Source organism: Acidovorax sp. Root219, assembly GCF_001428665.1.
In the GTDB taxonomy this organism is placed as follows: domain Bacteria; phylum Pseudomonadota; class Gammaproteobacteria; order Burkholderiales; family Burkholderiaceae_C; genus Acidovorax.
Window position 1 is genome coordinate 259,918 of record NZ_LMIJ01000030.1, and the last position, 17,277, is coordinate 277,194.

General features: G+C 67.3%; 17 protein-coding genes and 1 riboswitch. Of the genes, 7 read left to right on the top strand and 10 right to left on the bottom strand.

Annotated elements, in window-relative coordinates:
- Window positions 1-8: 8 nt before the first annotated feature.
- From ASE28_RS26460 to ASE28_RS26475, 4 genes are all read right to left on the bottom strand, one after another.
- Entirely contained in the window at window positions 9-722 is a 714-nt protein-coding gene (locus ASE28_RS26460; protein WP_057201590.1) for a DUF6776 family protein, read from the bottom strand.
- Window positions 723-813: 91 nt separating this feature from the next.
- On the bottom strand, window positions 814-1,206 hold the full coding sequence (gene rpsI, locus ASE28_RS26465; RefSeq protein WP_007856955.1) for a 30S ribosomal protein S9: 393 nt from the start codon (window positions 1,204-1,206) through the stop codon (window positions 814-816).
- Window positions 1,207-1,217: 11 nt separating this feature from the next.
- A complete protein-coding gene (gene rplM, locus ASE28_RS26470; RefSeq protein ID WP_056414298.1) occupies window positions 1,218-1,649 on the bottom strand; it encodes a 50S ribosomal protein L13 in 432 nt (143 codons plus the stop codon).
- Between the two features lie 205 nt (window positions 1,650-1,854).
- Window positions 1,855-3,744, bottom strand: coding sequence for a serine/threonine-protein kinase (locus ASE28_RS26475; RefSeq protein WP_057269131.1), 1,890 nt, complete (start codon window positions 3,742-3,744; stop codon window positions 1,855-1,857).
- A gap of 275 nt (window positions 3,745-4,019) precedes the next feature.
- On the opposite strand from ASE28_RS26475, the gene ASE28_RS26480 reads away from it, so the two are divergent.
- Window positions 4,020-4,907, top strand: coding sequence for a 23S rRNA (adenine(2030)-N(6))-methyltransferase RlmJ (locus ASE28_RS26480; RefSeq protein ID WP_057269132.1), 888 nt, complete (start codon window positions 4,020-4,022; stop codon window positions 4,905-4,907).
- A 34-nt stretch (window positions 4,908-4,941) separates the two neighbouring features.
- Here ASE28_RS26480 and ASE28_RS31650 read toward each other — a convergent pair whose 3' ends face one another.
- From ASE28_RS31650 to ASE28_RS26510, 6 genes are all read right to left on the bottom strand, one after another.
- On the bottom strand, window positions 4,942-5,421 hold the full coding sequence (locus tag ASE28_RS31650; RefSeq protein ID WP_082604121.1) for a septal ring lytic transglycosylase RlpA family protein: 480 nt from the start codon (window positions 5,419-5,421) through the stop codon (window positions 4,942-4,944).
- Window positions 5,422-5,620: 199 nt separating this feature from the next.
- Complete coding sequence (locus tag ASE28_RS26490; protein ID WP_057201587.1) at window positions 5,621-6,232, bottom strand: hypothetical protein; 612 nt, start codon at window positions 6,230-6,232, stop codon at window positions 5,621-5,623.
- Window positions 6,233-6,284: 52 nt separating this feature from the next.
- On the bottom strand, window positions 6,285-7,136 hold the full coding sequence (metF, locus tag ASE28_RS26495; RefSeq protein WP_057201586.1) for a methylenetetrahydrofolate reductase [NAD(P)H]: 852 nt from the start codon (window positions 7,134-7,136) through the stop codon (window positions 6,285-6,287).
- Window positions 7,133-8,125: a TlyA family RNA methyltransferase gene (locus ASE28_RS26500; RefSeq protein WP_057201585.1), complete on the bottom strand. Its 993-nt coding sequence runs from the start codon at window positions 8,123-8,125 to the stop codon at window positions 7,133-7,135. Before ASE28_RS26500 ends, metF begins: the two co-directional genes overlap by 4 nt.
- Window positions 8,126-8,234: 109 nt before the next feature.
- The gene (ahcY, locus tag ASE28_RS26505) at window positions 8,235-9,668 is read right to left on the bottom strand and encodes an adenosylhomocysteinase (protein WP_057202442.1); all 1,434 of its coding nucleotides are present in this window, start codon (window positions 9,666-9,668) and stop codon (window positions 8,235-8,237) included.
- A gap of 73 nt (window positions 9,669-9,741) precedes the next feature.
- Window positions 9,742-9,820, bottom strand: a riboswitch (S-adenosyl-L-homocysteine riboswitch).
- Window positions 9,821-9,870: 50 nt separating this feature from the next.
- Window positions 9,871-10,962, bottom strand: a complete 1,092-nt coding sequence (locus ASE28_RS26510; RefSeq protein WP_057269133.1) for a DUF2855 family protein — start codon at window positions 10,960-10,962, stop codon at window positions 9,871-9,873.
- Window positions 10,963-11,040: 78 nt separating this feature from the next.
- Between ASE28_RS26510 and ASE28_RS26515 the strand changes: the two genes are divergently transcribed.
- The 6 genes from ASE28_RS26515 to ASE28_RS26540 all read left to right on the top strand — a co-directional run bounded on the left by ASE28_RS26515 (window position 11,041) and on the right by ASE28_RS26540 (window position 17,122).
- Window positions 11,041-11,691, top strand: a complete 651-nt coding sequence (locus ASE28_RS26515; protein ID WP_057269134.1) for a TetR/AcrR family transcriptional regulator — start codon at window positions 11,041-11,043, stop codon at window positions 11,689-11,691.
- A 74-nt stretch (window positions 11,692-11,765) separates the two neighbouring features.
- Complete coding sequence (locus tag ASE28_RS26520) at window positions 11,766-12,542, top strand: SDR family oxidoreductase (protein WP_057269199.1); 777 nt, start codon at window positions 11,766-11,768, stop codon at window positions 12,540-12,542.
- Window positions 12,543-12,663: 121 nt separating this feature from the next.
- Window positions 12,664-14,292, top strand: coding sequence for a peptide chain release factor 3 (locus tag ASE28_RS26525; RefSeq protein ID WP_057269135.1), 1,629 nt, complete (start codon window positions 12,664-12,666; stop codon window positions 14,290-14,292).
- A 112-nt stretch (window positions 14,293-14,404) separates the two neighbouring features.
- Window positions 14,405-15,772, top strand: a complete 1,368-nt coding sequence (locus ASE28_RS26530) for a hypothetical protein (protein ID WP_057269136.1) — start codon at window positions 14,405-14,407, stop codon at window positions 15,770-15,772.
- Window positions 15,773-15,809: 37 nt separating this feature from the next.
- On the top strand, window positions 15,810-16,619 hold the full coding sequence (locus ASE28_RS26535; RefSeq protein WP_057269137.1) for an HAD-IIB family hydrolase: 810 nt from the start codon (window positions 15,810-15,812) through the stop codon (window positions 16,617-16,619).
- A gap of 20 nt (window positions 16,620-16,639) precedes the next feature.
- Window positions 16,640-17,122 (top strand): DUF1566 domain-containing protein, encoded by a 483-nt coding sequence (locus ASE28_RS26540; protein ID WP_057269138.1) that lies wholly within the window; start codon window positions 16,640-16,642, stop codon window positions 17,120-17,122.
- Window positions 17,123-17,277: the final 155 nt, after the last annotated feature.

Consider the following 17,277-nt stretch of genomic DNA (forward strand, 5'->3'; position numbering starts at 1 on the left):
GGCGGCGGCTATTCGGCCGCCAGGGCCATGGTCTGGGAGGTGCGCACAGTGCTGCCATCCAGCACCCGCGCGGTCACGGTTTTTACCACGGCATCGGGCGGCAGCGTCAACATGCCCTCCAGTCGCCGGTACTGGCGCAGTTGCAGGGCCGCGCTCTGGGGGAAGGCCTGGCTCCAGGGCTTGCCGTCCTGGGTGCCGGCCAGGATCAGCTCCAGCTTGCCATTGAACTCGGGGGCATTGCGCGCGGCCTGGATCACCAGCACCTGCCAGCGCAACTGCATGCCGCCCACGATTTCGGCATGCAGGCCGCGGATGGCCACGCCTTCGGTGCCGCCAGCGGGAATGAGGCGCTCAAAGAAGCCCAAGTCCTCGCGCAGCGTGCGGTTCTCGGCCTCGAGTTGCCGCACCTGTGTCATCAGAGTCTGCAAGGTAGCCCGGTCGGCCGTGAGGATGCTCTCGGCCGTCTGCGAGACGGCATGCTGGCGCTGGGTCTCTTCCACCAGCCGCGCCACTTCGCCGCGCAGCCGCACCAGTTCCTCGCGAGCACCGGATTCAAGCCCCGCAATGGATTTGCCGAACTCGAAGGCCCACAGCGCCACGGCGGCGCACAGCCCGAAGACCACCGCCAGCAACAGCCAGCGCACGGGCCAGGGCATGGCGCTGCGAATGGCCACCCGAGGGGCGCTGATGGTCAGCCGGCGGCGAAGAAGGCGAAAACGCATGGGGGGGTCGGAAACAGGTGCTCGAAAACGAAGAGCGCACCTTAAACGAAAAAACCGCCCGAAGGCGGTTTTTTTGCAGGGCAAACCAGGCTTAACGCTTGGAGAACTGCTTGGCGCGGCGTGCAGAGTGCAGACCGACCTTCTTGCGTTCCACTTCGCGGGCATCGCGCGTCACGAAGCCGGCTTGGCTCAGTGCGGGCTTGAGCGTCGCGTCGTAGTCGATCAGGGCGCGGGTGATGCCGTGGCGGGCAGCGCCGGCCTGGCCGGACTCACCACCACCGTGCACATTGATCTGGATGTCGAAGGTTTCGACATGGTTGGTCAGTGCGAGCGGCTGCTTGGCGATCATGATCGAGGTTTCGCGGCCGAAATAGGACTGGATGTCCTTGCCGTTCACCGTGATCTTGCCAGTGCCTTTTTTCAGAAACACGCGGGCGACGCTGGACTTGCGACGGCCGGTGCCATTGTTCCATTCACCAATCATCTCAAGGCTCCTTAGATTTCCAGAGCCTTGGGCTGCTGGGCGGTGTGGGGATGCTCTGCACCGCCATACACCTTGAGTTTCTTGATCATTGCGTAGCCAAGGGGACCCTTGGGCAGCATGCCCTTGACAGCCTTTTCCAGCGCACGGCCAGGGTGCTTGGCTTGCATGTCGCGGAAGTTCGTGGCCGTGATACCGCCGGGGTAACCCGAGTGGCGGTAGTACACCTTGTCCAGGGACTTGGTGCCGGTGACCTTGAGCTGGGCGGCGTTGATGATGACGATGAAGTCACCGGTGTCGACGTGAGGCGTGTAAATGGCCTTGTGTTTGCCGCGCAAACGGAGAGCAACTTCGCTGGCTACTCGTCCGAGGACCTTGTCGGTCGCGTCAATCACAAACCACTCGTGCACGACCTCAGCGGGCTTGGCGCTGAAAGTAGTAGTCATGAGTTTTCTCTTCAAAAGAGGGTTTGGCGGGTCCTTTTCCACGGTCGGTGCTTCTCTGAAGGAAGCCTCTTAGGTGGCATGTAATTCCTCGCCGCGGGACCACAAAAGCGCTGCGAAGCCCTCGATTATACGAATTACTGGGCATGCGGCGCAAGCCATGCCTGGCGAAATCAACGCAAGGCCCGCAATTGCGCACCAAGCCGGCTCAGGGCGACTGGCGGCGGCGCGCCTCTTCGGCATCGTAGCGGCGCTTGTTCTCCACACAAATGGCGGAATTCGCCTGGGAGGGCTTCTGGCATTCGTTGTGAATGCACATGGGCCGCGTCAGGAAGCTGGCGTCTGCGCACGCTTCCTGGGGCGATGGCACGCGCACCGGCGCCGGACGGGGGCGCTCCACCGGAGGCGGTGGTGGTGGCGGTGGTGGCGGCTCCTCGTGGGCCACGACGGGCGCAGGCGCCGGCTCGGAGGCCACAGCGCGCTTGGGCTTGGGCGCGGGCTTGGCCACCGCCGCCGCCGAGGCGGCATCGGCAGCGCCGGGCGCGGCGTCCGCAGGCGCGCTGGCCACCACGAGCGCAGGTTCCGAGGCCGGCACCAGAACGGCCGCCGCCTCGGACGCAGCGGGCGCCGGCTCGGCCATCTCGGTGATGATGTCGTCTGCGGGTGCGGCCTTCGGGCCGCGGCCTTGCGACCACCAGACCCCGGCGGCGGCCACGGCCAACCCGGCTGCGCCGAGTACCAGCCACACCGGCATCCGGCCCGGCCGGCGGTCGGCACGTGCCGCCAGGGCTGCAGCGGCCCGCTCGGACTCCGTCAGTGCCGCACGCACCCGGCCTGCGGCACCACTGGCCTCGCCGCGGCCGTGGCGCGTTGCCTTGCGGTCATGGTCGGCCGTCACCAGGACCTCTGTGTCCGCAGGGTCCATGAAGACAGTGTCGGCCCCGCCCCGCTGGACGGTATCGGGGTACCCATCGGCAGCAGCGTCTTCGCCCGCAGCCTCCATCGCCTTGTTCGCCTGGGCTGCGATTTCGGCCACGATGGCGGGGGCGGCCGTCACATCTACCGTCGGGGTGAGGAGGCCAGGGCCGGGCTGGTCGGCGGGCTCCACCCAGATGTCGCCCAGGTCGGCTCGAAAATCGAAATGGTCCACGCCTTCCGGGGGCGCGGTCATTTCCATGAGCTGCAGGAAGGCATCGATGCTCTGCGGCCGGTCTTCCGGCTTGAGCGACAGCGCCTGCGAGACCGCGGCCACGAAGGCGGGCGAATATTCGACGCCCAGTTGCTTCTTGACGGTCTTGGCCACCCGCGAGAACGGCACCATGCGGTCCTTGATGGAGCGCAGGGTGGCTGGCAGGGGCGTGTCGTTGCACAGGCAGCCATGCACCACCGCACCCAGCGAATACAGGTCGCTCCAGGGGCCCTGGCGCAAATCCTCGTCGCCTTCGGAATACTGCTCGATAGGCGCGTAGTTCACCTTGAGCACGGCCGTGTGCTTGTGGTCCTTATCGTTGATCGCATGGCGCGCTGCGCCCAGGTCCAGCAGCACCGGTGGGCCGCTGTCCTGCAGGAAGATGTTGTCGGGCGAGATGTCGCGGTGCAGGGTCTTGCCGTCGTGCAGCACGCGCAGCGCCCCCAGCACCGACCACAGCAGCTTGCGCAGCCATTCCTCGGTGGGCGGCGTGCGCATCTGGGCGCGTGCCTGCTTGAAGGTCATGCCCGAATACAGCGGCATGACCATGTAGGCGGTGTTGTTGGCCTCCCAGAAGCGGAACACCTTGACCAGCGAGGGGTGGTCGAACTGCGCCAGCAGGCGGGCCTCGCCCACGAACGATTCGAGGCCGGCGTGGAAGGTCTGCTGGTCCGATGACGAGCGCACCCACAGCGATTGCCCCTGCGCACGCCCGGCCAGTGCCGACGGCATGTATTCCTTGATGGCCACCGCGCGGTGCAGGGAATGGTCGAACGCCTTGTAGACCATGCCAAAACCGCCCACGCCCAGCAGCGCCAGGATTTCGAACTCGGCCAGCCGCGTCCCAGGCGGCAGCGCATCGACATGGCTGACGGCACTGGCAGGAGCAGGAGCAGAGGTTTCGATCATTGTGCGAAAAAGCTGGGCGGAAAGGCGGCCGGGACGGGGGTCAGGGAACTGCTGCGAGGGGCCGCCCCGCGGCACCAGCGATCATGATGCATGACAGCCGGGGCATTGAAACAAAAAGCCACCCATCTGCCAAAAACGTCACGCAGGAGCCTCCCAGCACGCAATTCTGCCCTGTCCTGCATTGTCCGTGCCACCCTGTGGCGGCTGAAAGCCCCGATTGACGGATCCGCCGCCGAAATATCAGCCCGGGGGCTGACACTCGTTACCATTGGGGGATGTTCAGTTACCGCCACGCCTTCCATGCAGGCAACCACGCCGACGTGCTCAAGCACACGGTGCTGATTGCTGCCTTGCAACACCTTGTCGAGAAAGATGCGGCCCTGACCGTGCTGGACACCCATGCCGGCGCAGGCCTGTACCGGCTGGACGGCGACTATGCCAACACCAGCGCCGAATCGGCCGACGGCATCGCCCGGCTGATCGCTCCGGGCGTTCCCGCGCTCCAGCCTGCCCTGCAGGCCTATCTGGACATGGTACGCGCCTTCAACCAGGGGGCGGCCACGCGGGTCTACCCCGGCTCGCCCTTCATCATCCAGCGCCTGCTGCGCGAGCGTGACAAGCTCAAGCTGTTCGAGCTGCACCCGACCGACCTGCGCGCGCTGGCAGGCAACGTGGCCCAGTTGGAGGCTGGCCGCCAGGTGGCCGTGCTGCACGAGGACGGGTTCGAGGGCATCAAGAAATTCCTGCCCCCGCCTGCGCGGCGCGCGCTGGTGCTGTGCGACCCCAGCTACGAGATGAAAAGCGACTACGGCAAGGTGCTCGACATGGCGGCGGATTCGCTCAAGCGCTTTGCCACCGGCACCTATGCGTTCTGGTACCCGATCATCCCGCGCCCGGAAGCCCATGACCTGCCACGCCGCTTGAAGACCCTGGCCACCAAGGCGGGCAAAAGCTGGTTGCATGCCACGCTGACCGTCAAGTCCAGCAAGATCACCGAAAACGCCGCCGGCGACGTCAAGCGCCCCGGCCTGCCGGCCAGCGGCATGTTCCTGATCACCCCCCCCTTCACGCTCAAGGCCGCGCTCAAGGAAGCCCTGCCCCAGATGACCGAGCTGCTGGCGCAGGACAGGAACGCCACCCACACGCTGGAATCCGGCGGATAAAGAGAACGGCCGCGCTTCGCGCGGCAGCGCTCGCTCAGGGAGAACGCCGCAAGCGCGGCGGCACGGCACGTGTGCGACGACCGTTGTTGGCAACTGGTGCGCCCGCCTCATCGACCTCCGGTGGGGCCAAACGCTGCAAGAGGTTGTCCAGGGGAGCGGGCGGGCAGGTGACCGCATCTGCGCTCAGGGGGAAGACGTCCACGGCCTTGAGCCCCAGGCTTTGCACCCCCAGTGCCATCGCCGCGCCACGGCTCAGGTCCACGATGCGGTTGGCCACGTGCGGACCCCGGTCGTTGACCCGCACCACCACGCCCTTGCCCGTCTCCCGGCTGCGAACGCAGATGCGGGTACCGAATGCCAGCGTGCGGTGCGCCGCCGTCATGGCGTTCATGTCGAACAGCTCGCCGCTGGCCGTGCGCCGCCGGTGAAAGCGCTGGCCATACCAGGAGGCCAGCCCCGTTTCGAGGGGGCTCTCGTCCACTTCGGGGGAGTCGTCGTCGTCTTCGTCGTTCATTTCCGCCGTATCAGACGGCAGGGTGGGATAGGAAGGCACGGCAGTTCCGTTGCGAAGCGGCAATACCTCTGCTGCGTCGGCTGGCACCTTGAGGCCGCTGCCTGTTGCACCATCCAGGCGCAAACCCGCCTCTTCGCCCCATGCGGATGGCCACCACAGCAGGCAGGCCACCAGCGCGCAGGCGATTCCTCGCAAAAGATCAGCGCTTGCAGCGCGCAAGAAACGCCTCTTCAAAGCGCTTCAGGTCGCCCCGCTCGCCCTCGGTGAGGTCGGTCCGGGCGCGCTTGGCGTTCAGGATGCGCTGCGATTCCGCACACTGCTGGACCTGGCGGGCATCCTGCTGGCGCGCCGCGTCGGCTGCCGCCTGGGCAGACTGTTCCTCGTCGCGGCGCTGGCGGTCGCCGGAGCGCCGCTCATCGTACATGCGGCGCGACGCATCGCGCTCTTCCTCGCTGCAGTCGCGGCGGTACTCGCGCTGCATGCCCTGCACCACGTCGGGCGCGATCTTGCGCGAATAGGCGTTGCGGATGTTTTCGTCCAGCGAGCGGCAGCGCCCGCTCATGTAGCTGTAGTGATCCGGCACGTCGGGCGCGGTGCGCACCACCGTGGGACGGGAGGGCTGGCTGTACGAATAAGAAGACGGAGCAGGTCCGGCCTCCACCGTCCGGGTGGTGCTGCCACTCGGGCACGGGCGCGACAGGCTGTAGTCATTGCCATTGCCATCCCGGCAGTGGTAGCGCGTCTGCGCCCCCACGTTGGACACACCAAGCCCGCCCAAAAGGGCCAGCATCACCGCAAATACAACCTTCATGGCGCACCAGAAAAATGAAACAAAGGGTACGGATATTACCGTTTCGGCCCGGTTACAGCACCAGCCGACGGCAAATTTCGAGCGTGGCGGCACTCTGGTTCATGGTGTAGAAGTGCAGCGCCGGCACGCCCTCACTGCGCAATTTGTCGCACAGATCCGTCACCACGTCGAGGCCAAAGGCCTTGATGCTGGCCGTGTCGTCGCCGAAGGCCTGCAGACGCAAGCGAATCCATCGCGGGATCTCGGCGCCGCAGGCATCTGAGAAGCGCATGAGCTGGGTGGAACTGGTGATCGGCATGATGCCGGGCACCACCGGAATGCTGGCCCCCAGGCGCTGCACGTCGTCCACGAAGCGAAAATAGGCATCCGCGTTGTAGAAATACTGGGTAATGGCCGCGTCGGCACCCGCCTGCACCTTGGCCAGGTAGGCCTTGAGGTCGGCTTCCGGCGAGCGCGCCTGGGGGTGCACCTCGGGGTAGGCGGCCACTTCGATGTGAAAGTCGCGCCCCGTCTCGGCCCGGATGAAGGCCACGAGGTCGCTGGCATACTGGAACTCGCCACCCGCGCCATAGCCGCTGGGCAGGTCGCCGCGCAGCGCCACCAGGCGCTTGACGCCCATGGCCTTGAGTTGGGCCAGCTCTTGGCGCACCGATTCGCGCGTGGCGCCGATGCACGAGAAATGCGATGCCGCAGGCACGCCTTCGGCCAGGATCTCGCGCACGGCACCGAAGGTGCCTTCCTGGGTGGAGCCGCCCGCACCGTAGGTGACGGAGCAGAACTCGGGGCTCAGCGCATACAACTGCTGGCGCTCGGCGCGCAGCTTGTCAGCGCCTGCCTGCGTCTTGGTGGGAAAGAATTCGAGACTTACCGGAAACCCGGTGGCCTGCGCCTTGGCAGCATTCATGCGGCCCTCCTGGCAAAAACAAAGAATTCACGGTTGCCATCACCCCCGCTGATGGGGCTGTCCAGCCAGGCCTGCACCGAGAGACCCAGGCCGGCACAGCAGTCGCGGATGCGCTGCTCGACCACCGCGTACAGGGATTCATCGCGCACGATGCCGCCCTTTCCCACCTGGCCGGGCTGCAGTTCGAACTGCGGTTTGACCAGCATCAGCAACTGACCATCCGGCGCGAGCAGTGGCACCAGCGCGGGCAGCACCAGCGTGAGCGAGATGAACGACAGGTCGCCCACCACCAGGCTGAAGCTGGGGGTGGTGTCCACCTGCTCGTAACCCGCACGGCGGCGCAGCCCGGATCGGGGCGTGGGCTCCTGGCCTGCCGGAGCAGCACCCTTGGCAGCGTCCGCCTCGATATCGTCGTCGCTCACATCGTCGCTGTCGTCGTAGTCGGTGACCTCGCCATCGCCCGACATCCAGCGGTACGGGTTTTCGGGCTGCACATCGTCGTCTGCCACCGCGCCGCCCACCGGGTCCGAGATCGCCTGCTCGCAGGCCTCCTTGAGCACCTGCGCGGTGATCGATCGCGCGTTCAGCCCTTCCACACAGACCACGCGCACGTCGCTGCGCAGGCTCTCGTGCAACTGGGCCTGGCCCACGTCCACGCCGATCACCTGCACCGCGCCCTGCTGCAGCAGACAGTCGGTGAAACCGCCGGTGCTCTGGCCCACGTCCAGGCAGCGCAGCCCGGTGACGGACAGGCCCACCGCCTTGAGCGCGCCTTCGAGCTTGAGCCCGCCGCGCGAGATGTATTTCACCTCCGCGTCATCGAGCAGCCGCAACTCGGCCACCGATGGAATCTCGTCACCGTTCTTGGCCACCTTCTGCCAGGGCGACAGCGGCGACAGGCGCCACTCCACCCCTGCAGTGATCAGGCGCTGTGCCTGCGACCGTGTGGTCGCATGGCCGGATTCCACCAAAAAAACATCTGCGCGCATGCGTCACTCTCTCACCCGAGGGCAATGGATTTCAGGGCCTCGAGGGCAGGAAGTCGTTCGCCGCCGGCGCCCCTCCCTTGAGAAGAAGAGCGCCAGCGGCAGCAACCGATCAGTAGCGGTAGGTGTCAGGCTTGTAAGGGCCTTGCTTGGACACGCCGATGTAGGCGGCCTGATCGTCGGACAGCTCGGTCAGCATGGCGCCGACCTTCTTCAGGTGCAGGCGGGCCACCTTTTCGTCGAGGTGCTTGGGCAGCACGTAGACCTGGCCGTTTTCGTAGCGGTCCTTGTGCATGAACAGCTCGATCTGGGCGATGGTCTGGTTGGCAAACGAGCTGGACATCACGAAGCTCGGGTGGCCCGTGCCGCAGCCCAGGTTCACCAGGCGGCCCTTGGCCAGCAGGATGATGCGCTTGCCGTCCGGGAAGATCACGTGGTCCACCTGGGGCTTGATCTCTTCCCACTCGTACTGTTCGAGCGACGCGACCTGGATCTCGTTGTCGAAGTGGCCGATGTTGCAGACGATGGCCTGGTCCTTCATGGCCTTCATGTGGTCATGGGTGATCACGTCCTTGTTGCCGGTGGTGGTGACGAAGATGTCGGCCTTGTCGGCGGCGTACTCCATGGTCACGACCTTGTAGCCTTCCATCGCCGCCTGCAGGGCGTTGATGGGGTCGATCTCGGTCACCCAGACCTGGGCCGACAGGGCACGCAGGGCCTGGGCGCTGCCCTTGCCCACGTCGCCGTAGCCGGCCACGCAGGCCACCTTGCCGGCGATCATCACGTCGGTGGCGCGCTTGATGCCGTCCACCAGCGACTCACGGCAGCCGTACAGGTTGTCGAACTTGCTCTTGGTCACCGAGTCGTTGACGTTGATCGCGCGGAACAGCAGCGTGCCCTTGGCCGACATTTCCTTCAGGCGGTGCACGCCCGTGGTGGTCTCTTCGGTCACGCCGATGATCTGGGCGCTCTTGCGGGTGTACCAGGTCGGATCCACGGCCAGCTTGGCCTTGATGGAGGCGTACAGGCAGGTTTCTTCTTCGCTGGTGGGGTTGTCCAGCAGCGAGGCATCCTTCTCGGCGCGCTGGCCCAGGTGCATCAGCAGCGTGGCGTCGCCGCCGTCGTCCAGAATCAGGTTGGGGCCTTCGCCTTCGCTGCCGGCAGGCCCGAAGTCGAAGATGCGGTGGGTGTAGTCCCAGTATTCGGCCAGGGTTTCGCCCTTGATGGCGAACACGGGCGTGCCGTTGGCGGCAATCGCGGCAGCGGCATGGTCCTGCGTGGAGAAGATGTTGCACGATGCCCAGCGCACGTCGGCGCCCAGGGCCTGCAGGGTTTCGATCAGCACGGCGGTCTGGATCGTCATGTGCAGGCTGCCGGTGATGCGGGCGCCCTTGAGCGCCTGCTGGGCAGCGAATTCCTCGCGGATGGCCATCAGGCCAGGCATCTCCGTTTCGGCGATGCGGATCTCTTTGCGGCCCCAGGCGGCCAGGCCGATGTCGGCAATGATGCAGTCGGTGTTGACCGGGGCGTTGACGCGTGCGTTCATGATGGTGTGCTCCAAAGCATGTTTGAAAGACCACGTTCTGCGCGGGGAGAGACGGAAGGCTCACCACACGAGAAGTGGATGAGCGTCGTTGCTAGATGACTCCGAGCCTCACGCCCCGCCAGTGCTGGGGACGCTGCAACGCTCCTCGGATGCGCGCATTATAGGGAAAACCGCCCGGCCACGGCTTTCCGGCTGCACACGCCTACAGAATCACCACGTGGCCCAGTCGCGGGTCGATGCGGCCGGCATGCAGGTCTTGCACCAGCGCCTGCGCCGCCGCAAAACCCTGGTGCTCCTGCACCTGCATCCAGGGTTGGCGGGCATCGCTGATGCGGTCGATGAAGGCGCGCTGCGCGGCGTTGAACTTCTGGTTCACCAGCTCCGGGCCCCAGTCGGCATTGCGCTTTCGGATCTGCACCGGCGCGAAGTAGAACGCGGGAGCGGGCCCGGGCAGTGCGGTATCGCGCAGGAAATGCGTGTTCTGGGCCGAGCCGGCATAGCAGTCGTAGACCAGCGCATCGCCCAGGTGGTGGTGCACCCGCGCGCGCAGGTCCTCGTCGCCCGAAAAGTCCACGTACAGCGTGGGCACGGCCGTATCCAGCGCCTCCAGTTCGCCATAGGCCACCGTGCGCTCGTAGCACCCCAGGCCTTGCACAAAGGCGCTGTTGCGGGGCGAAGTGAGTGCCACCCGCTCGATGCCCTCCAGACCCTGCAGGCAGAACGCGGTGCCGAAGGCCGTCTTGCTCGATGCGCTGGAGAACACCAGGCGCTCTGCACCGAAGAATGCGTTGTCCGCAAGGAAGTCCGCCAGCATGAACGAGGTGATGAACAGCGGCCGCACCAGCATCTGGTAGTTCTCGTCGTCGGCCCGGTAGGCCGGATCGGCGCTGGTGCGCGTGTACTGGTTGTAGGCCGAGGTCAGGCCCTGGCGGTGCTCCGCGCCGTCGTAGAAGCCCCGCGCCGTCACGCGCACGGGCTGCATGCGCAGATGGCTGGCAATCGGCCAGTAGCCGTAGAAGCGCTCGCCCACGGCCACGCCCTCCACGTCGGAAGCCACCACCTCGGCAAAACCCCAGACCGGCATGTGGCCCCAGCCGGCCTCGCCGGTGGGAAAGAAGTCCCAGTACTTCATGGCATCGCCGAAGGCGGCGTAGGTGATGTTGTTCGTCGTCACGGCCACGCGGTCCACGCGCAGCAGGGCCTCGCCTGACTGCAGTGGCGCCAGGGGCGATTGCACGGCGCGGGTGTGATTCAATGCATTCTTGTCGGTCAACAAGCGGGTCTGCATGGTCATGGTGTGTCTCCGGGTCGGGTGTGAAAATGCGCTGCGGTCACTGTATGGCGCCCTGCCCTGCAGCGGGTTCGGAAACCGATGAAGGCCCCTCCCGCCCGCCCCGCAGCGGCTGCCAGGCCGTTGAAAAGGCCGCGCCAGGCCCGCGCCCGCTTCACCGTGCAGGCCATCTACGACGCCTTTGTTCGGATTTGGCAGCGCGATGGCTGGGACAGGCTCACCACGCGCAACGTGGCGCTGGAGACCGGCATCGCCGTGGGCACGCTCTACGACTACTTCCCCAACAAGACCGCCCTGCTCTCGGGCTATGTGCGCCACTGCCTCGAAGCCCTGCTCGCGGCCATCGACCGCGAGGCCGTGCAGCCCGCCGGCCTGCGCTGGGAGGAACGCATCCACCACCTGGTGCGCCTGGTCTGCGGCGTGGATGCGCCCGAGCTGCCCACCTTCCACCCCGACATGCTGGCACTGGAAGCCGCCATGGCCGAGCCGCACCACCACCGCCGCGCCCACGAAGAGCTGGCTGCGGCCTGGGGCCATGTGTTCGCCGCCTGCACCGACCTGCCCCACCCACCGGGCCCCGACCTCCAGCAGGCCCTGCACCTGTCGGCCTGGGGCGGGCGCCGCTATGTGCTGCTGCTCCAGCTCGATCCTGCAGCCATGCGGCAATGGGCCGATGGCGTGGAGCAGTTGTGCTGCGCAGCCATCCTGCAGGCCGCGAATCCGCCGCGCTGAACCTGTCACCTGCGCGGCTGCTACGCTTGCCGTGGCACTCCACACTGGCGCCCTCACAGAAGAAGGAGCACCCCATGGACCCGAAGGACAAGGTCATCATCGTCACCGGCGGCGCCAGCGGCATCGGCCGCAGCATCGCGCGGCGCTTTGCACAGGAAGGCGCCCGCGCCGTGGTCGTGGCCGACCTGCACCTGGACCCAGCCCAGGCCGTGGCCGACGAATTCGGTGGCCTGGCCGTGCGCTGCGACGTTGCGCGCGAAGCCGATATCCAGGCCCTGGTGGCCGCCACGCGCGAATGCTACGGCCGCGTCGACGCCTACATCTCCAACGCCGGCATTCTGGGCCGCCCGGGCGGCATCGAGCTCGAAGACCCGCTGTGGGACGCCATGTGGAACATCCACGGCATGGCCCATGTCTGGGCGGCCCGCGCCGTGGTGCCCGAGATGGTGGAGCGCGGCGAGGGCTTCTTCCTCATCACGGCCTCGGCGGCCGGGCTGCTGACCATCGTTGAATCCGCCCCCTATGCCGTCACCAAGCATGCGGCCGTGGCCTTTGCCGAGTGGCTGCGCATCGCCTACGGCCGCAAGGGCGTGGGCGTCGCCTGCCTGTGCCCGCAGTCGGTACAGACCGCGATGGTCACGGGCGATGGCGGCTCGGCCTCGCACGACGGCATCCTGCCGCCCGAGCAGGTGGCGGGCGACGTGCTGGCCGCCATGCAGGACGGGCGCTTCCTGGTGCTGCCCCACCCCGAGGTGGCGCAGTACTTCCGCAACAAGGGCCAGGACTACGAGCGCTGGCTGGGCGGCATGCAGAAGATGTATGCGCGCCACACCCAGGCACAAGTGGCCTGAGGGGCTGCCGCAGGGGGACGGGGCGCCGGCCCGGTAAAATCGGCAGATCCGGGCGCCCCATGGGCAGCCCCACCGATTGCCGCAGCGTGCGTGCTGCCCACCCCTCTCCTGGAATTCCCCTGTGTCCTACGCCCCCGAAACCCGGCGCCGCCGCACCTTTGCCATCATTTCCCACCCCGACGCGGGCAAGACCACGCTGACCGAAAAGCTGCTGCTGTTCTCGGGCGCCATCCAGATCGCTGGCGCCGTCAAGGGCCGCAAGGCCAGCCGCCATGCCACGTCGGACTGGATGGAGATCGAAAAGCAGCGCGGCATCTCGGTGGCCTCCTCGGTCATGCAGATGCTGTACCGCGAGCACGTGATCAACCTGCTCGACACCCCCGGCCACAAGGACTTCTCGGAAGACACCTACCGCGTGCTCACGGCCGTGGACTCGGCGCTGATGGTGATCGATGCGGCCAACGGTGTGGAAGCGCAGACGCGCCGCCTGATCGAGGTCTGCCGCCAGCGCGACACGCCCATCATCACCTTCGTGAACAAGATGGACCGCGAAGTGCGCGACCCGCTGGACATCATGGACGAAGTCGAGCGCGAACTGGGCATGCCCTGCTGCCCCATGACCTGGCCCGTGGGCCAGGGCAAGGCCTTCGGCGGCATCATCAACCTGCGCACCAAGACCATGACGGTGTTCGAGTCCGGCAGCGAGCGCCGCCCGCAGGACTTCGAGGCCATCCCGTTGTCGGACGAGACGAACCTGCGCGCGCGCTTCGGCGCCGAGTTCGACGCTGCGCTCGAAAGCATGGAGCTGGCCGTGGGCGCCTCGCCCGCGTGGGACCACGAGGCCTTCCTGGCCGGCAAGCTGACGCCCGTGTTCTTCGGCTCCGGGGTGAACAACTTCGGGGTGATGGAGGTGCTCGATGCCCTGGTGGACATGGCGCCGCCCCCCGGCCCGCGCGTGAGCACGCTGCAGGTGAACAAGCAGCCCGTGGTCAAGACCATCCAGCCTGAGGACGAGGGCTTTGCCGGCGTGGTGTTCAAGGTGCAGGCCAACATGGACGCCAACCACCGCGACCGCATCGCCTTCGTGCGCGTGGCCTCGGGCCGGTACACCCCGGGCATGAAGCTCAAGGTGCAGCGCACCGCCAAGGAGCTGCGCCCGACCTCGGTCGTGACCTTCATGTCCCAGCGCCGCGAGGCGGTGGAAGAGGCCTACGCGGGCGACATCATCGGCTTCACCACGCACGGAGGCGTGCAGCTCGGGGACACCATCACCGATGGCGCCAACCTGCAGTTCACCGGCCTGCCGTTCTTCGCGCCCGAGCTGTTCATGACCGTGATCCTCAAGAACCCGCTGCGCACCAAGCAGCTCCAGCAGGGCCTGGCCCAGTTGGGTGAGGAAGGCGCCATCCAGGTCTTCAAGCCCGACGTGGGCGGCCCCATGCTGCTGGGCGCCGTGGGCCAGCTGCAGTTCGAAGTGGTGCAGCACCGCCTGCGCGCCGAGTACGACGCCGATGTGCGCCTGGAAGGCTGCCAGTACACCGGCGCCCGCTGGATCACCGCCGACAGCCCGGCCGACCTGCGCGCCTTCACCGACGCCTACCCCATGCGCCTGTCGCACGACGCTGCCAATGCATTGGCCTACCTGTGCACCTCGCCCTACGACGTGCGGCTGGCGCAGGAGCGTTTTCCCAAGATCCACTTCCACCCGCTGCGCGAACACGCCGGGCTGAGCCTGGGCAGCGCGGGCTGAGCCTCTTCCTCCCAGCCATCTCCCGGCCATCGTCCCTCCCATGCGGCACGCCCAGCCCCCGATAGCACGGCCTGCGCTCCAGGGCAGGGCGGCAGGCCTGCTGCGGCGGTTCATGCTTGTGGTCGCACTGGGACTGGGCTGCACCATCGCCGTGGCAGACCCGCCCCGCAGCGGCGCCAGGCAGCCCGCCGCGCCACGCGCGGAAATCCCGGTTGTCCAGGACATTCTGAACATGCCGGTCGGCGACCCGCCCGTCGAGTCCATGCACTGGCCCCAGGCGCTGGAGGCATTGGGCCGTCCACGCGAGGCCGCCGCTCTGCGCCAGGCACTGCTGCTGCGCTGGCTGGCCAGCCTGCAGCCGACAGGCAACTTCGCCCCAGCGACCGAAACCCTGGGCCAGGCCATCGAGTCCGTCGGTTCGCCGGAAGGCACGGCCCGCGCTCGCGACGCCAAGGCCTGGTGGAACGCCCTGCTGGCCCGACAGCTGCGCATCGCACTGCCCGAGGCCAGCGTGCCCTTGCCTGACGAGATCGGCAGCCTGCGGGAACGTCTGGTGAACCTGCGCCCCGGCGTCTGGGCACTGCGCGACAACGCCAGGGCACCCACTGCCAGCCCGACCCCGGGCGTACCGCCCGCACCCGGCGTCTTCGCCCTGGTGGAACTGCGCAACACCGGCAGCAGGGCGCTGGCCCTGAGCCCGTTCGAACTCGAACTGCTGCCGGAGCGTGCTGCGGCCCAAGCCGTCACACCCGCCTGGTCAATGGCCTGCGAGACTCCCCGCTACCAGGCCAAAGCCGCCCTGGCGCCCGACCAGGCCCTGCCCTACCTGTGCCGCGGTCCGGCGCTGCAAGCTGCCGCAGGGGATGCGGGGGCGGTGCTCCTCGCCGCCCAGCAGCAGGGGCAGCTGCGCATCCGGTCCGACGCGCTAGACCGGGAATCCGAGCGCGACGCGCTCGTTACCGCGCTCGCGCAGCCCCGGCAGGACGCGCTGCGCAGCTTTCTGGCGGCCAATGCGTCGTGCGAGCAACGCGGAAACTGCGCCGCACAAGCCCGCGAGACCCGGGCGGGCGCGGCCAAGGCGGCCTCTGCAAGCCAGGCCCGCGAGCGCGATCGCTGGGCCGCCCTGAAATGGTGGGGGGCCCTCCTCGCCGGTGCTGCGGTGTATGCCGCCATGGCCCGCTACATCAGCGTAGCGGCCGCCTCGGTCGCCCTGTTCATTGCGCTGGCCATCCCGGCCTACCATGTCTTCCAGTCGGCGCGCACCATGAACACGGCCGACAACTGGGGCGGTTTTGTCGTGATCCCGATGATGGGCCTGGCCATCCTGGTTCCCATCGTGGCGCCGCCCATTGCAGCCTGGATCTACCGCACCGCCACCAACCGCCAGGACCGCCGCCGGACCCTTCTGTCGATCGGCTACTTTGTGGTCACGGTCCTCGCCTTCGCGTTGATCAACCGCATCCTGGACCTGCTGTTCTGACCGGGCTACGCCGGTCCCATTTTTTGCCTCCGCCTTCATGCATCCCCTGACCCACTGGCACATTGCAGCCACACCCCCTTTGCTGGGTGTCTTCACCGACATTGACGACACGCTGACCACCGACGGCGCCATCACGCCCGATGCGCTTGAAGCGCTGCGCGCGTTGCGCGCCGCAGGCCTGCACGTCATCCCTATCACCGGGCGCCCCGTGGGGTGGAGCGAACCCTTTGCGCTGAGCTGGCCCGTCGATGCCATCGTGGCCGAAAACGGTGCCGTGGCGCTGCGCCGCGGGGAGGGACTGCACGGCCCGGAATTGGCCAAGGCCTACCAGCAGGACGCGCCCACCCGCAAGGCCAATTACGCACGCATGCAGGAGGTGCTGGCGCAGATCGAGCGCGAGGTACCGGGTGCAGGCCGCGCCACCGACTCCCCGGGCCGCGAGACCGACATCGCCATCGATCACAGCGAGTTCACCGACCTGTCGCAGGGCGCCATCGACGCCGCCGTGCAGCGCATGCGCGCGGCCGGCATGAACGCGACGGTGAGCAGCATCCACATCAATGGCTGGTTTGGCGCACACAACAAGCTCGAAGGCGCCCGCTGGATCGTGCGCGAACTGTTCGGCCGCGACCTTGATGCCGAGATGGACCGCTGGGTCTACGTGGGCGATTCGACCAACGACCAGCTCATGTTCCAGCACTTCCCGCACAGCGTGGGCGTGGCCAACATCGCGCGCTTCGTGCCACAGCTGGCCCACCTGCCGCGCTATGTGACCGAGGGCGAGCGCGGTGCCGGCTTTGCCGAGGTGGCGCAACGCATCCTCACGCGGATGGCGGCCACCGCCTGACAGGCCAGGCCGCTGCGCACATGTCCCGGCGCAACACCTTCGCTTTGGCATGGCTCGCCATGGGAGTCGGCGCCTTGGGCGTCTACCTGCTCACGACGCAGTACACGCCGGCCCGCTTTTCCGTGCGCGCGGGCGGCCAGGAGGTACACGACCGCAGCACCGGCGTCACCTGGCGCCGCTGCGCCGAGGGCATGCATTGGACCGGAGCAGGCTGCGCGGGCGAGCCCCAGGCCTTCACCCAGATCGAGGCGGCGGAACACGCCGCTCAACAGGCTGGCTGGCGCCTGCCCACGGTGCGTGAACTGCACACGCTGGTGGACGAGGCGCGCAGCCACCCCGCCATCGCCATAGAGGCGTTTCCCGACACGCCTCCCACCTGGTTCTGGAGCGCAAGCCAGGCCAACAGCCGCATCACCCATGCCTGGCTGGTGCATTTCGGCGAGGGCCGGGCCAACATGGCACTGAGGCTCAATCACCTGCCGGTACGCCTGGTCAGGCGTTGAGGACCTACAGGGTTTTGGTCAGCGAGACGATCACGCGCGACTTGTTGACGGGACCGAAGTAGTCCTTCTTGTTGGCGCCGACCACGGCAGCGCCCAGCGACAGGCCCGAGCCGAAGTCATAGGCACCGCCGACGCTGTAGTCGATGTAGTTGGGG

What these genes read in the sequence shown, in the direction of transcription:
- ASE28_RS26460 (WP_057201590.1), bottom strand. Translation starts at nt 722, where the DNA reads ATGCGTTTTCGCCTTCTTCGCCGCCGGCTGACCATCAGCGCCCCTCGG.
- rpsI (WP_007856955.1), bottom strand. Translation starts at nt 1,206, where the DNA reads ATGATTGGTGAATGGAACAATGGCACCGGCCGTCGCAAGTCCAGCGTC.
- rplM (WP_056414298.1), bottom strand. Translation starts at nt 1,649, where the DNA reads ATGACTACTACTTTCAGCGCCAAGCCCGCTGAGGTCGTGCACGAGTGG.
- ASE28_RS26475 (WP_057269131.1), bottom strand. Translation starts at nt 3,744, where the DNA reads ATGATCGAAACCTCTGCTCCTGCTCCTGCCAGTGCCGTCAGCCATGTC.
- ASE28_RS26480 (WP_057269132.1), top strand. Translation starts at nt 4,020, where the DNA reads ATGTTCAGTTACCGCCACGCCTTCCATGCAGGCAACCACGCCGACGTG.
- ASE28_RS31650 (WP_082604121.1), bottom strand. Translation starts at nt 5,421, where the DNA reads ATGAACGACGAAGACGACGACGACTCCCCCGAAGTGGACGAGAGCCCC.
- ASE28_RS26490 (WP_057201587.1), bottom strand. Translation starts at nt 6,232, where the DNA reads ATGAAGGTTGTATTTGCGGTGATGCTGGCCCTTTTGGGCGGGCTTGGT.
- metF (WP_057201586.1), bottom strand. Translation starts at nt 7,136, where the DNA reads ATGAATGCTGCCAAGGCGCAGGCCACCGGGTTTCCGGTAAGTCTCGAA.
- ASE28_RS26500 (WP_057201585.1), bottom strand. Translation starts at nt 8,125, where the DNA reads ATGCGCGCAGATGTTTTTTTGGTGGAATCCGGCCATGCGACCACACGG.
- ahcY (WP_057202442.1), bottom strand. Translation starts at nt 9,668, where the DNA reads ATGAACGCACGCGTCAACGCCCCGGTCAACACCGACTGCATCATTGCC.
- ASE28_RS26510 (WP_057269133.1), bottom strand. Translation starts at nt 10,962, where the DNA reads ATGACCATGCAGACCCGCTTGTTGACCGACAAGAATGCATTGAATCAC.
- ASE28_RS26515 (WP_057269134.1), top strand. Translation starts at nt 11,041, where the DNA reads ATGAAGGCCCCTCCCGCCCGCCCCGCAGCGGCTGCCAGGCCGTTGAAA.
- ASE28_RS26520 (WP_057269199.1), top strand. Translation starts at nt 11,766, where the DNA reads ATGGACCCGAAGGACAAGGTCATCATCGTCACCGGCGGCGCCAGCGGC.
- ASE28_RS26530 (WP_057269136.1), top strand. Translation starts at nt 14,405, where the DNA reads ATGCTTGTGGTCGCACTGGGACTGGGCTGCACCATCGCCGTGGCAGAC.
- ASE28_RS26535 (WP_057269137.1), top strand. Translation starts at nt 15,810, where the DNA reads ATGCATCCCCTGACCCACTGGCACATTGCAGCCACACCCCCTTTGCTG.
- ASE28_RS26540 (WP_057269138.1), top strand. Translation starts at nt 16,640, where the DNA reads ATGTCCCGGCGCAACACCTTCGCTTTGGCATGGCTCGCCATGGGAGTC.